11 protein-coding genes are annotated in these 12,774 nt (G+C 72.5%); 10 read left to right on the forward strand and 1 reads right to left on the reverse strand.

Annotation, left to right across the window (positions count from 1 at the left end):
- Positions 1 to 107: 107 nt before the first annotated feature.
- A complete protein-coding gene (locus tag BLU81_RS02585) occupies positions 108 to 3,470 on the reverse strand; it encodes a BTAD domain-containing putative transcriptional regulator (protein WP_092541256.1) in 3,363 nt (1,120 codons plus the stop codon).
- 282 nt (positions 3,471 to 3,752) lie between these two features.
- Here BLU81_RS02585 and BLU81_RS02590 point away from each other — a divergent pair, with 282 nt between their 5' ends.
- From BLU81_RS02590 to BLU81_RS02635, 10 genes are read left to right on the forward strand one after another with little or no spacing between them, the layout of a single operon-like run.
- Positions 3,753 to 4,976 (forward strand): aminotransferase class I/II-fold pyridoxal phosphate-dependent enzyme, encoded by a 1,224-nt coding sequence (locus tag BLU81_RS02590; protein WP_092541257.1) that lies wholly within the window; start codon positions 3,753 to 3,755, stop codon positions 4,974 to 4,976.
- Positions 4,973 to 6,205, forward strand: a complete 1,233-nt coding sequence (locus tag BLU81_RS02595) for a beta-ketoacyl-[acyl-carrier-protein] synthase family protein (RefSeq protein WP_197686103.1) — start codon at positions 4,973 to 4,975, stop codon at positions 6,203 to 6,205. Before BLU81_RS02590 ends, BLU81_RS02595 begins: the two co-directional genes overlap by 4 nt.
- The gene (locus tag BLU81_RS02600; RefSeq protein WP_092541258.1) at positions 6,202 to 7,029 is read left to right on the forward strand and encodes a MaoC/PaaZ C-terminal domain-containing protein; all 828 of its coding nucleotides are present in this window, start codon (positions 6,202 to 6,204) and stop codon (positions 7,027 to 7,029) included. Before BLU81_RS02595 ends, BLU81_RS02600 begins: the two co-directional genes overlap by 4 nt.
- Positions 7,022 to 8,494: an AMP-binding protein gene (locus BLU81_RS02605; RefSeq protein WP_092556503.1), complete on the forward strand. Its 1,473-nt coding sequence runs from the start codon at positions 7,022 to 7,024 to the stop codon at positions 8,492 to 8,494. Before BLU81_RS02600 ends, BLU81_RS02605 begins: the two co-directional genes overlap by 8 nt.
- Positions 8,491 to 8,754 (forward strand): acyl carrier protein, encoded by a 264-nt coding sequence (locus tag BLU81_RS02610; protein WP_092541259.1) that lies wholly within the window; start codon positions 8,491 to 8,493, stop codon positions 8,752 to 8,754. The genes BLU81_RS02605 and BLU81_RS02610 overlap by 4 nt, the downstream gene beginning before the upstream one ends.
- A gap of 4 nt (positions 8,755 to 8,758) precedes the next feature.
- Positions 8,759 to 9,754: a hypothetical protein gene (locus BLU81_RS02615; RefSeq protein ID WP_092541260.1), complete on the forward strand. Its 996-nt coding sequence runs from the start codon at positions 8,759 to 8,761 to the stop codon at positions 9,752 to 9,754.
- Positions 9,747 to 10,550: a tryptophan synthase subunit alpha gene (gene trpA, locus BLU81_RS02620; RefSeq protein ID WP_092541261.1), complete on the forward strand. Its 804-nt coding sequence runs from the start codon at positions 9,747 to 9,749 to the stop codon at positions 10,548 to 10,550. Before BLU81_RS02615 ends, trpA begins: the two co-directional genes overlap by 8 nt.
- A complete protein-coding gene (locus BLU81_RS02625; RefSeq protein ID WP_092541262.1) occupies positions 10,547 to 10,921 on the forward strand; it encodes an ectoine synthase in 375 nt (124 codons plus the stop codon). The genes trpA and BLU81_RS02625 overlap by 4 nt, the downstream gene beginning before the upstream one ends.
- 21 nt (positions 10,922 to 10,942) lie before the next feature.
- On the forward strand, positions 10,943 to 12,082 hold the full coding sequence (locus BLU81_RS02630; protein ID WP_092541263.1) for an acyl-CoA dehydrogenase family protein: 1,140 nt from the start codon (positions 10,943 to 10,945) through the stop codon (positions 12,080 to 12,082).
- Positions 12,079 to 12,771 carry a phosphoribosylanthranilate isomerase gene (locus BLU81_RS02635; RefSeq protein WP_197686104.1) on the forward strand — a complete coding sequence of 231 codons (693 nt, stop codon included), beginning with the start codon at positions 12,079 to 12,081 and terminating at the stop codon, positions 12,769 to 12,771. Before BLU81_RS02630 ends, BLU81_RS02635 begins: the two co-directional genes overlap by 4 nt.
- Positions 12,772 to 12,774: the final 3 nt, after the last annotated feature.

Raw genomic sequence — 12,774 nt, forward strand, 5'->3', positions numbered from 1 at the left:
GGTTCGATTCGCACCCCAACTCTCCACGCGTCTGTGGCCCCGGATCTTCGTGGTTACTTAGGGTTCGAATCGAACCCTAAGTTGCCACACAGGAACGGCACTCGGGTCTAGACGGCGAGGGCCGGGCGGCGGAGGCTCACCGTTGCCAGGGTCTGTGCCGCCTCGCGGCGGAACGCCTCGGCATGCCGCCGGTCCGCCGGCCGGCCCCGGCCCTCCAGCGCCCGCGCCATCGACTGCTGCGCGAGGGCGATCCACGGTTTGGCGCCCCGCTCGGTGAGCTGGACCAGCGCGACCGTGAGGTGCCGCTCGGCGGCCGGCCAGTCACCGGTCAGCACCGCCAGGCGGCCCAGATGCAGCGAGACCGGGCCGGCGAAGCTGCGGTAGCCGACACCGCATTTATAACTGGTGTACGGCGTTAGCAACGCCCGCATCGCCTCGGCCGTGTACGGGTCCCCGAGTTCGACGGCGCCCATCGCCAGGATCCCCAGCACGTGCGGCAGATCGTCGCCCTCCGGCAGCGGCAGCGCTCCGGTGGCCAGCGCCCGGATGGTCAGATGCGGCATGCCCCGCTCGCCCCCGACGATCGTGGTCAGGGAGTGCTCCACGGCGGCCAGGCCCCGGGCGAAGCTCTCGTCCCAGGTCGGCCAGCAGCCGGCGCGCAGCCAGCGGGCGATCAGCAGTTGCCGGGCGGCCACCGTGCCCGGCGCCGGGTCCACTCCGGGAAACGGTTCCCGCACCGGACGTACCATCCGTGCCGCGGCCAAGGCGTCGACGAACCGTCCCTGACTCACCGCCTCAGCCACCAGATGCTCGCCGAAAAGCGCCGAGCCGACCGCTGAACCGGCCGCCGCGTCGGCGCCGAGCCGGGTCGCCGCGCCCAGGGCCGCCAGGGCCGCCAGCCGGGCCGGTTCCGTGCCGGCCAGGTCGGCCGCCATGGCCGCATGGTGGGCGGCCAGCAGCTGTGCGGACGGGTCCCCGGCGGCGACCGCCAGGTCCAGCATCTCCAGCGCGAGTTCGTGCCGCCCGGCCAGATGGTCCGGCCCGGTCAGTTCGCCCAGCCGTCGCCCCATCGCGTCCAGCGCGGCCCGGGTTGCCGAGGGCCGGCCGTGCACGGGCGCGCCGAGCCGGGCCCGCCGGCAGAGCAGCCGGCCGTACAGCACCGGTTCGAGGTCGCCGGCCCGGTCGCGGACCAGCGAGTCGAGCAGCGCGATCACCTCGCTCCGCAGCCGGGGACGGGCCATGACGGCCTCGGACAGGCCGAGCACCGCGCGGGCAGCCATCGCGGCGTTCCCCCGGTGCAGGGACCGGATGGCGCCGTCGAGCAGGTTCTGTTCGCCCGCGGTGTCCCCGGCGGTGAGTTGCGCGAGACCGAGATTGATCAGTGCTTCGGCGAACAGGTCGGGTTCGCCGGCCGGCACGTGCCCGAGGGCCTGCCGGTGCAGGCGGACGGCCTCCTCGGCGGAGCCCTGGTCGGCGACCGCGGCGGCGGCCCGCCAGCCCCACCGGACCGCCCGGGCGTCCCCGGCCGGCGCCGCGCCGTGTGCCCGGTGGTGGGCCAGTTGCATGCTGTACCCGGCCAGTGTGCCGGCCCGGCGGCTCTCGATGGCGTCCGCCAGCCGGGTGTGCAGTTCGTTGCGGCGCGCCGGCGCGGACGACAGGTAGACGGCACGCCGCAGCACGTCCTGGACGAACCGGTACAGCCGCCCCCGGTAACCGGGCCGGGCGTCCGGCGCCTCGGCGATCCAGCCGTGCGCGACGGCCTCGGTCAGCGCGTCGAACGCCTGTGCCGGGCCGAGCCCGGCGGCCTCGGCGACCAGGTCGAGTTCGAAGACCGGCCCGGCCGTGGCGGCCGGGCGGAGCAGGACGCGGGCCGCGTCGCCGAGTTGTTCGAGCCGGGCGGCGGTGAACTCCAGCACGGTCGGCGGCAGGTCGTCGGCGTGCCCGCCGCGCGGCCGGCGCAACAGTTCCAGCAGCAGGTACGGGTTGCCCGCGGTGTCCGCGATGAGCTGCTTCGGGGTGGGCAGGCCGGTGGCGTCCGGCACCGCGGTGCGCATCAGCCGCAGCACCTCGGAGTCGTCCAGCCCGCCCAGCATCACCCGGCGCATCACGCAGTTGACGTCGGCGTCGCTGAGCGCTTGGACGACCCGGGCGGTGACCGGCGAGGGTGTGCACGCGGTGCCGAGCACCAGCAGCGGCAGCGCGCGGTCCTCGCACAGCAGCCGGCTGAACAGGGTCATCGAGTCGTGGTCGATCGCCTCCAGGTTCTCCAGCAGGAGCAGCACCGGCTGGTCCCGGCTGATCGCACTGAACCCGTCGACGATCGCCGCGGCCAGGGTGGCCCGGTGGACGGGGCCGGGCCGGGTCGCGTCCGCCACCGTGTTCAGCGCCGCGCGGGCCGCCACGTTCAGGCCGGGGGAGCCGTCGTCCCCGGAGGCCGACACCAGGGCGCTCAGAGCATCCACGTACGGCTGGTAGGGAATGTTGCTGTTGGGGTTGCACCGTCCGAAAATGACCATCCCGCCGGCGCGCGCCACGGTCTTCGCCGCCTTGCCGAGGAACCGGCTCTTCCCGATACCTGCCGGGCCCTCCACCAGGATGACCCGGGCCTGGCCCTGGACCGCAGCGGCCCAGGACTCGGCGACGGTGTCCAACTCGGCGGCCCGGCCGACGAACGGGATGGTGTCACCGATCCGCCCGGAGGTCTCCGGGCGCTGGACGGTGCCGCCGGTGCCCAGCAGTTCGACGTAGGCGACCTGGGTCTCCGGCGCCGGATCGACCCCGAGTTCGTCGGCGAGCATCCGCCGGAGCCGGTGGTAGGCGCCCAGGGCTTCGGCCCGGTTGCCGGCGGCGGCGTGCGCGGTCATCCGGCACCGGTGAGCGCTCTCGCGCAGCGGCGCCTCCCGCACCGCCTCGTCCGCGAACCGCAGCGCCTCGCGGTAGTCGCCGAGCGCGGCCGCGGCGAGACTTGCCGTCTCCAGCCCGGAGACCAGGAAACCGTGCAGCCGCTCCCGGATCGAGACGACCCATTCGCCCTCGTGGCCGGGAAGGAACGGACTGCTCAGCCAGCTGATCGCGAGCCCGGCGGCATGCCGGGCCTCCGGATAGGCCCCGGCGGAGAACGCCCGGTCCGCCTCCCGGATCGCCTCCTCGGCCCGTTCCAGGTCCACGGTGGCCTCCACCGGCAGGCGCAGCAGATAGCGCCCACCCTGGGCCACGACCGGAGGCGTCTCGTCGCAGTCGCCGCCGCTCACGAAGGCCCGGACCCGGCTGACCACGCTGCGCAGCGCGGAGGCCCAGGTGTCCGGCAGGCCGTCCGGCCAGACCGTGTCGGCGAGCTGGTCCCGGCCGGTGCCGCTGGCCCGCTCGATGATGAGCCGGGCGAACGCGACCTGCGCCTGGGCACTGGCCAGTTGCCGGGGCGCCGCCCCGAGGCTCTCAATCATCACGGTTCCGACCAGCTTGATCATCATCAGAAGTCCCCGTTCGACATGATCAGAGATAGCCATCCGGACCCGAGCAGCACGCATCGATGTTTTTCGGGGAACCGGGAAATGAGCGCGGCGATGCGCTCAGGAGTGGGGCATGATCGCGCTCCGATCGGAGAATAGCGACTGTCCATAGACGGCGGTCAAGGTCGAACCGGAACCGGTACCGAATTTCTGGCCGTTCGGCTGGCTCGTCGCCCTCGTGTTGCGCCCGGCTTGCGCTTCTCCCCGTAGAACTTCGCCAGACCCGACGCGGAGGAGACGCAGATGATCGTGTCCGAGGGATGGCAGCGCCTTGAGCCGAAACTGAACGCCATCCGGACCAGGCTGAGCGCACTCGAGTACGAGCCCGATCGCCGCCACAGCTTCCTGCCGTTCACGCCGGAGCCGGACAGCCCCTATGTCGGTTTCGAGGGCTCCCGGTACCTGATGATGTCGGGCTACAGCTACCTCGGGCTGGCCGGTGACCCGCGGGTCAAGGAGGCGGCCAAAGTGGCGGTCGACCAGTACGGCACCGGGGCCCACGGAGTACGCGCCCTGGCCGGATCCCTGCCGCTGCACGAGGAACTGGAGGCCGCGGTCGCCCGCTTCCTGGGGCGCGAGGCGGCGATGGTGTTCGGCTCCGGCTACGCCGCCAACGTCGGCACGGTCGGCGCCCTGGTCGGCCCGGGCGACACCGTCCTGATCGACAAACTCGACCATGCCAGCATCGTGGACGGCTGCCAGCTCAGCGGCGCCACCGTCACCCGGTTCCGGCACAACGACCCGGAGCACCTGGACCGCCGGCTCACCGACGCCAAGGGCACCGGGCTGAAGCTGGTCATCGTGGACAGTGTCTACTCGATGGACGGCGACGTCGCGCCACTACCCGAGCTGCGTAAGGTCTGCGACGCCCACGGCGCGCTGCTGATGGTCGACGAGGCACACGCCCTCGGGGTCATCGGCGCCACCGGCCGGGGCATCGAGGAGCACTTCGGCGACAACACCCTGGTCGACGTCAAACTCGGCACCCTCTCCAAGGCGATCCCGGCGACCGGCGGCTGGGTGGCCGGGCCGCAGGCGCTCATCGACCATCTGCGGTTCAACGCCCGGCCGTTCCTGTTCTCCGCCGCCCTCGCCCCGGCGCAGGCCGGTGCGGCCCTGGAGTCGCTGCGCGTGCTGGACCTCGAACCGCACCGGGTCACCCACATCCAGCGCGAGTCGGCCCGGCTGCGGCAGACGCTGAACGCGGCCGGCATCGACACCGGCACCAGCGAGACCGCCGTCATCCCGATCATCGCCGGGTCCGACGAGAAGGCGTACGACCTGGCCACCGCCTGCCGCAAAGCCGGCGTGATCGGCCTGCCGGTGGTCTCTCCGGCAGTGCCGAACACCCAGGCCCGGCTCCGGATCGCGGTGACCGCCCGGCACTCGGCCGAGGACCTCGACGTCGCCGCTGCCGGGTTCCTGGAGGCCGCCCACGCCATCGGCCTGATCCCGAGCCTGCCGTGACCACCGGGTCTCCCGAGGTGGTCGTCACCGGGATGGGCGTGGTCAGCCCGGCCGGCTGCGAACTCGCCGAGTTCTGGCCGGTCCTGCTGGCCGGGCAGTCGCTGGCCGCCCCGGTCACCGGGTTCGACACCACCCGGCACAAGGCGCGCATCGGCTGCCCGGTGGCCGGCTTCGACCAGAACCGGCACCTAGGCGCGAAACAGGCCCGGCGGATGGACCCGTTCGCCCGGTACGCGCTGGCCGCGGCCCTGAGCGCGTACGCCGACGCCGGTGCGCCCGAGGTGGACGGCGCCCGTACCGCCGTGGTGGTCGGTAACGCCGTGGGCGGGCGCACCGTCAGCGACCAGGAGAGCCGCAACTTCACCGAACACGGCCCGTCCCGGGTCAACCCGCTGATGCCGCTGATGACGATGCCGAACGCGGCGGCCGCCCTGATCGCCATGCGCCTGGGCTGGCGGGGACCGGCGACCACCATCGCCACCACCTGTGCCAGCGGGGCCGACGCGATCGGCCACGCCACGCTGCTGCTGCGGACCGGGCAGGCCGACGTGGTGCTGGCCGGCGGTGCCGAGGCCACGCTCACCCCGGTCACCCTGGCCGCGTTCGGCAACCTGGGCGCGGTCTCGGCCCGCAACGACGATCCGGCCGCCGCGGCCCGGCCGTTCGACGTGGACCGGGACGGTTTCGTGATGGGTGAGGGCGCCGCCTTCGTCGTCCTGGAACGGCTCGCCGACGCCCGGGCCCGCGGCGCCGTCCGGCACGCGGTGGTCAGCGGTTACGCCTCCGGGTCGGACGCCTACCACCTGTCCATGCCGCGGGCCGACGGCGCGGGCGCGGCCACCGTGATGGCCGCCGCGATCGCCGCCGCCGGACTGCGGCCGGACGACATCGGCCACGTCAACGCGCACGGCACGTCGACACCGCACAACGACCGGGCCGAAGCCCGCGCCCTGCACACCGTGTTCGGCGCGACACCACCGCCGGTCACCTCGCTCAAGGGCACCATCGGCCACCTGATCGGCGCGGCCGGTGCGATCGAGTTCGTCGCCACCGTGCTCGCCCTGCGGCACGGCCTGGTCCCCCCGACCGCCAATCATCAGAAGACGGAGCCTGGCATGGATCTCGACGTGGTCGCCGCAGAGGCGCGGGCGGTGCCGCCGGGGCCGGCACTGAGCAACTCCTTCGGGTTCGGCGGGCACAACGCCGCACTCGTGGTGAGTCCGGCATGAGCGCGCTGCTCGCCGAGGCCGGTGCCCTGGCCGCGTACCGGCGTGCGGTACGCGCGACGCTGGAGCCCGCCACGATCGCCGGCCCGTCCCCGGTGCACCCGTTCGTCCTGACCTCCCCGGAGTTCGCCCGGACCACCCGGCGGATCACCGGGGCGGACCCGAGCCAGGTGCACATCAGCCAGGAGTTCACGGTGCACCGCCTGCTCCGCGACGACGAGAAGGTCAGCAGTTCGCTGGAGGTCACCGGCGCCCGCCGGGAGGCCCGCGGGATCCGGGTGGCGATGCGCACCGAGATCCGCGACGCGGACGGCGGCCCGGTCTGCGCCATGGTCACCACGGTCCTGCTGACCGGCGTCACCGAGCCGGAACCGTTCGGTGAGATGCCGCCGCTGGCCGCGCCAGCCGGCCGGAACGTGGCCTCCACCGGCTCGCCGGCCGGCACCGGCCGGGCCGAACCGGTGACCCGGACCGTGTCGCTGAGCCGGGCCGACGTCGCCGGATACGCGGAGGTCTCCGGCGACCGCAACCCGATCCACCTGGACGACGAGGCGGCCCGCGCCGCCGGGTTCGACTCGGTGATCGCGCACGGGATGAGTGTGGTGGCCCTGGTCACCGAACTCGCCGTCGACCTGTTCGCCGGTGGCGACCCGGCCCGGGTCCGCGGCCTCGGCTGCCGGTTCTCCTCCCCGGTGCGGCCCGGCGAGCCGGTCGAGGTCTCGTTCCGGCCGGACGAGAGCGGCTCGGTGGTGGCGTTCACCTGCGCGACACCGCGGGGGATCGCCCTCAAGGGCGGTTGGATCACCCTGGGTGACGGCGATGCCTGACCATCCGGCGGTGGCCACCGCGTTCCTCGGGCACGCCCGCCGGGCACCGGACGCACCGGCACTGGTCTGGGCGGATCGCGAGATCGGCTACCGGGAACTCGCCGACCTGGCCTACGGACAGCGGCCACTGCTGGACCGGCTCGCTCCGGGCGAACCGGCCGGCATCCTGACGCCGAAGTCACCCGGTGGCCTGGCCCTGATCCTGGCCTGCCTGCTCACCGGACGGCGGTTCCTGCTGCCGTCCCCGTCGCTCGCCGCGGACACCCTGGACACGCTGTTCGCCCAGGCCGGCTGCCGGACGATCCTGCGCGAGGCGGACCTGCGGGGCCCGGCGGCCGGGGGACCGGAGCATGCCTGGCCGGCCGTCGACCGGGACTCGGCCGGCTTCATGCTGACCACCTCCGGGTCGACCGGCCTGCCGAAGATCGTGCCGCTGCCGCACCGGTCCGTCGACGCGTTCGCGGCCTGGGCCGGCGCGGCCTTCGGCATCGGGCCGGGGCGTTCGGTGTTCAGTTACGCGCCGCTCAACTTCGACCTGTGCCTGCTCGACATCTGGACCACCCTGGCGCACGGCGGCCGGGTGGTACTGGCCGACACCGAACGGGCGGCGCACGGCGGCTACCTGCGGGAGTTGCTGCGGCGGTATCCGGTGGACGTGATCCAGGGCGTGCCGATGCTCTACGACCTGCTGCTCGACACCGGTGCGGGCGCGTTCGCACGCGTCCGGCACGTGCTGTTCACCGGCGACGTGATCGGGGAGCGGACACTCGCCGCACTGCCGGGACTGTTTCCGGGCGCGCGCCTGCACAACGTCTACGGCTGCACCGAGACCAACGACAGCCTGATCGCCGAGGTGCCGCCCGGTCACACCGTGCCGGTGCCGCTCGGCGTGCCGCTGCCGGGGGTGGACATCCTGATCCTCGACGAGGACGGCCGTCCGGTCGACGGGCCGGGAACCGGCGAGCTGTATGTCACCACGCCGTTCCAGAGTGCCGGTTACCTGGACGCGGCCCGGAACGTGGGCCGGTTCACCGGACATCCGCTCGGAGCCGACGCCCGGTCCTGGTTCCGCAGTGGCGACCTGGTCCAGCGGCAGCCGGACGGCACGGTCACGCTGGTCGGGCGGACCGACTTCCAGATCAAGATCCGCGGTACGGCGATCAACACCGCCGAGGTCGAGTCGGTGCTGCGCGGATGTGTCGGTGTGCTGGACGCGGCCGTGCTGACCCGTACCGATCCGGTGTCCGGCCGGCAACTGGCCGCCGTGGTGACCCGCGCGCCGGGCAGCACCGTCAACAGCCTGGTGGTCCGCCGGCACTGTGCCGCGAACCTGCCGAAGGCCGCCGTCCCGTCGACGCTGCGGATCGTCGACGAACCCCTGCCCCGGACCTCGACCGGAAAGCTGGACCGCTCCGCCGCCGAGGAACTGCTCACCCCTGCACCGATATCCGGAAGGACGTCATGAACAACATCGCAACGATCCGGCAGTTCGTCATCGAGGAGTTCCTCCCGGACGTGCCCGCCGACCAGCTGACCGACGACCTCGACCTGATGGAGAGCGGCGTCGTCGACAGCCTGGGCGTGCTCAAGCTGATCGCCTGGGTGGAGGACCGCTTCGAACTGGTCGTCGACGACACCGCCCTCGACCCGGACAACTTCCGGTCGGTCGACGCCATCGACGCCTTCATCGCCCGTTCCGGGGTTCCCGCGGCCGGGGGGCGCTGACACCGTGCACCCGACCGTCGAGCTGCTGCTGCAGCGGCGTACCGAGGTGGACCGCGCGTCGTGGCACGCCCTCTGGGACGCCCTGCACGAGCGGCGCCTGGACCGGGCCGACGCGCTGGCCATGCTGGGTTCGCTGGCCGGCGCGCTGCCCGGCCCGGCTTCGCTGTCGGCGCTGCTGGAGTCGTTCGCCGACCGGCGTCCCACCTCCCCGCAGCGGCGTCCCGGCACGGTCAACGTGGTGGGCACCGGCGGCGGGCCGGGCACCTTCAACATCTCCACCGCCGCCGCCTTCACCGCGGCGGCCACCGGGGTGCCGGTGGTGAAGTCCGGTTCCCGGGCCTACACCGGAGTGCTCGGATCGATCGATCTGCTGGAGCGCCTCGGCATCCGCCCGGCCGCGTCGTACGACCAGCTCTCGGTCTCTCTCGACCGGTTCGGGCTGGCGTTCGCCGGCGGCTTCGTCTACCCGGCCGAACTGACCCGGCTGGCCCGGCTCATCCTGCCCACCGGGTTGCGGCCGTTCGGCCGTTTCCTCAACACGCTCGGCCCGTTCCTGGCTGATCTCCCGGTCACCGCCCAGGTCACCGGAGTCTCCGACCGGACCCTGCTGCCCCTGCTCCGGGACCTCGCCGCCACCGTGCGGGACCGGCGGATCTGGCTGTTCGGCAACGACGCCGGCGCCGACGAGCTGCTGCCGTTCGCGGTCAACGAGATCCACCCGAACTCCGGTACGGCGCCGCCGTTCCCGGCGCCGGTCGCGGGTGGACTCGGGGATCTGCGGCCGGGGGCCGATCCGGCCGGTGCGGCGGCCCGGTTCCTGGAGGTCGTCTCCGGTGCCGCCGGTGACACCGCGATCCGGACGGTGGCCTGGAACGCGGCGGCCCTGGCCCTGGCCGGTGGGCACGCCACCGACTGGGCACCGGCCGTCACCGAGGCCGAGAAGGCGCTGCGCGAGGGCGCGGTGCTGGCCCTGGTCCTGCGGATGCGGACCGATGGCTGAGTTCTTCGACGGCGGTTCCGGCCTGGCCCTGTTCCTGAACGCCGGTGATCCGCCGCTGGACGTGCTGCGCGACGTCGTCCTCGCCCTCGACGAGGCCGGGGTCGCCTGCCTGGAACTGGCCGTGCCGTTCCCCGGTTCGGTGACCGACGGGCCGGTGGTCCGGCGCTCGGCGCAGCGGGCCCTGCGCGACGGCGTCGACCTGGACGCGGTGCTGACCTTCGTCACCGGTGTGCGGCCCGCGCTGCGGCGGATGCGGATCGCGCTGCTGGCGGACTGGAGCCACAGCCTGAAAGGGCGTTCCCTGCCGGTGACGATCGAACGGATCGCGGCGTCCGGCGCCGACGGGGTGCTGCTGCACGCCCTGCCACCGCGCCTGCGGCCGGCCTACTACGAGTCGGCGCGGGCCGCCGGGCTCCCGGTCGTCACCACCTGTTACCACGGCACCTCCCGTCCGGAGGTGCTGGCCGAGGCGGCCGCGGAGGCTTCCGCGTACGTCTACCTCGTCGCCCACTACGGCCGCAGCGGCACCGCGCCGGCGGCCGGATACGGCGACCTGAGTGTGTCCGTCGCAGCGTTGCGTACGGGTACCACGGCACCGATAGCCGTCGGCTTCGGTGTCCGGACGCCCCAGGACGTGGCGGCCGTACGCGCCACCGGTGCCGACGGTGTGATCGTCGGCAGTGCCGGTGTCGCCCGGGTCGAAACGGCTCTGGCCGAGGGACGGGACGTCGTCACCGTGCTGCGGGACTTCGTCCACCACCTCGATCCGCTCACTACGAACAGGAGTCCCGCGTGATCATCCGTCACCTGGAGAACGTCAAGACCGTCGAATGGGGCAACGGCGTCAGCCGCCGTTTCCTGGTGGAGAGCGACCGGATCGGCTACACCATCACCGACACGGTGGTCCGGGCCGGCACCAAGTCGCTGCTGGAGTACCGCAACCACCTCGAGTCCTGCTACTGCATCGAGGGCTCCGGCGAGGTCGTCGACATGGACGGCAACTCCCACCCGATCGTGCCGGGCACGCTCTACTCGCTCAACGAACACGACGCGCACTACCTGGTGGCGGGCCCGCACGAGGACCTCCGCCTGGTCTGTGTGTTCACGCCCGCCCTGCGTGGCGACGAGGTGCACGACCTCGACGGCAGCAGCTCCAGCCACTACTGACGCACTCACCCCGGGGTCATCATGATCGAATGGAACGACGACCAGGTCGCCCTCCGCGACGGCCTGAGCCGCTGGAACGACGCCCTCAGCTCCGGACACGTCGAAGGTGACGCGGCCGGGACGTTCCACTGGGACAAGTGGAAGCTCATCCGGGAGACCGGCATCCTGGGCCTGCCGTTCGGGGCCCGCTGGGACGGTCTGGACCAGGACCTGCTCACCACGATGTACGTGCTGGAGGGCCTCGGCGAAGGCTGCCGCGACGGTGGCCTGAACTTCTCCGTGACCACCAGCCTGGCCAGTGTCGGCGTTCCCCTGCAGAAGTTCGGCCGCCCGGAACTGCGCGACAGGTTCCTGCCACGGATCTGTTCCGGCGAGTCGATCGGAGCCCACGCCATCACCGAGGCGGACGGTGGCTCCGATGCCCTGAAGATGCGAACCCGGGCCGAACGCGACGGCGACCATTTCGTCCTCCATGGCGCCAAGACGTTCGTCAGCAACGGCCCGATCGCAGACCTGATCATGGTTTATGCCCGCTCCCACCCCGAGGGTGGTGCTCTGGGGGTGACCGCGTTCCTGCTGGAACGGGACACTCCCGGTCTGAGCGTGGGCGGTCCCATCCACAAGATGGGACTGCGCACGTCGCCACTGAGCGAGATCTTCCTGGACGGCTGCCGCGTCCCGGCGGCCAACGTGGTCGGTCGCGTCGGCGGCGGATTCCTGGTCCTCGACCACGTGATGAAACGGGAGATCCTGTTCTCCTTCATCGTCAACGCCGGTGAGATGGCCCATCGACTGCGGCGCTGCGTCGAGTACGCCCGCACCCGCATCCAGTTCGGTAAACCGATCGGCGCCAACCAGCAGATCGCCAACAAGATCGTGGACATGAAGATCCGCCTGGAGACCGCCCGCAAGTGGCTCTACGACACCGCCGTCGAGCTCGAACGTGGCCAGGACGTCACCGCCGGCATCGCGATCGCGAAACTGCTCACCAGCCAGGCCAATCTCGACTCCGGACTCGACGCGGTCCAGATCTTCGGCGGCAACGGCTACATGGCGGAGTACGGGTTGGAGAAGGACCTGCGCAACGCCGTCGCGGGGACCATCTACTCCGGCACCAACGAGATCCAGTACAACCGCATCGCCTCGACGTTGGGGTTGTGACCGGCCGGCGAGGCGCCCTGCTGAAAGTATGCGGCGCCACCTCCGCGACCGAGGTCCGGCTGCTGGCCGAGGCCGGGGCCGACTACGTCGGGCTCTGGTTCGGCGTGACCGGCGGCCCGGCCGATCTCACAGTGGACGAGCTGGTGACGCTGGCCGGGGAAGCCCGCGCCGCGGGGATCCACCCGGTGCTCGTCACCTTCCTCGGCGCGGTCGACGCCCTGCACGAGGCGATCACCCGGTCCGGGATCCGGCACCTGCAACTACACGCCTACCAGGCGCCGGGGGCGGTGGCCGCGCTGCGCCGCGCCCACGACGGCCTGAGCGTCCTCAAGGTGCTGCACCTGCGGGACGGGCAGTGCCTGGAGGAGCGTTTCATCGGCGCCTACCAGCGGGCCGGGACGACGATGTTCCTGCTCGACAAGACCACCGCCACCGGCCGGGTCGGCAGCACCGGACACCGGCTGGACCCGGCCGAGGTGCGGGCGCTGATGCCCCGGCTGTCGGTGCCCTTCCTGCTGGCCGGTGGGGTCTCCGCGGACAGCGGCGGCTACCACGACCTGATCGGTGGCCCCAGCCTGCACGGTGTCGACGTCGACACCGGCGCCCGCGACCCGCTCGGCGGTTTCGACTCCGGGCGGATCAGTTCGATCGCCCGGGCCTGGCAACCCTTTCCCGACCCGCTGAGGTGACCC

It is taken from the genome of Actinoplanes derwentensis (assembly GCF_900104725.1).
Lineage (GTDB): Bacteria > Actinomycetota > Actinomycetes > Mycobacteriales > Micromonosporaceae > Actinoplanes > Actinoplanes derwentensis.

Bases quoted from the DNA above. Each gene is read 5' to 3' on its own strand.
- BLU81_RS02610 (WP_092541259.1), top strand. From the start codon at position 8,491: ATGAACAACATCGCAACGATCCGGCAGTTCGTCATCGAGGAGTTCCTC.
- BLU81_RS02590 (WP_092541257.1), top strand. From the start codon at position 3,753: ATGATCGTGTCCGAGGGATGGCAGCGCCTTGAGCCGAAACTGAACGCC.
- BLU81_RS02630 (WP_092541263.1), top strand. From the start codon at position 10,943: ATGATCGAATGGAACGACGACCAGGTCGCCCTCCGCGACGGCCTGAGC.
- BLU81_RS02585 (WP_092541256.1), bottom strand. From the start codon at position 3,470: ATGATGATCAAGCTGGTCGGAACCGTGATGATTGAGAGCCTCGGGGCG.
- BLU81_RS02605 (WP_092556503.1), top strand. From the start codon at position 7,022: ATGCCTGACCATCCGGCGGTGGCCACCGCGTTCCTCGGGCACGCCCGC.
- trpA (WP_092541261.1), top strand. From the start codon at position 9,747: ATGGCTGAGTTCTTCGACGGCGGTTCCGGCCTGGCCCTGTTCCTGAAC.
- BLU81_RS02600 (WP_092541258.1), top strand. From the start codon at position 6,202: ATGAGCGCGCTGCTCGCCGAGGCCGGTGCCCTGGCCGCGTACCGGCGT.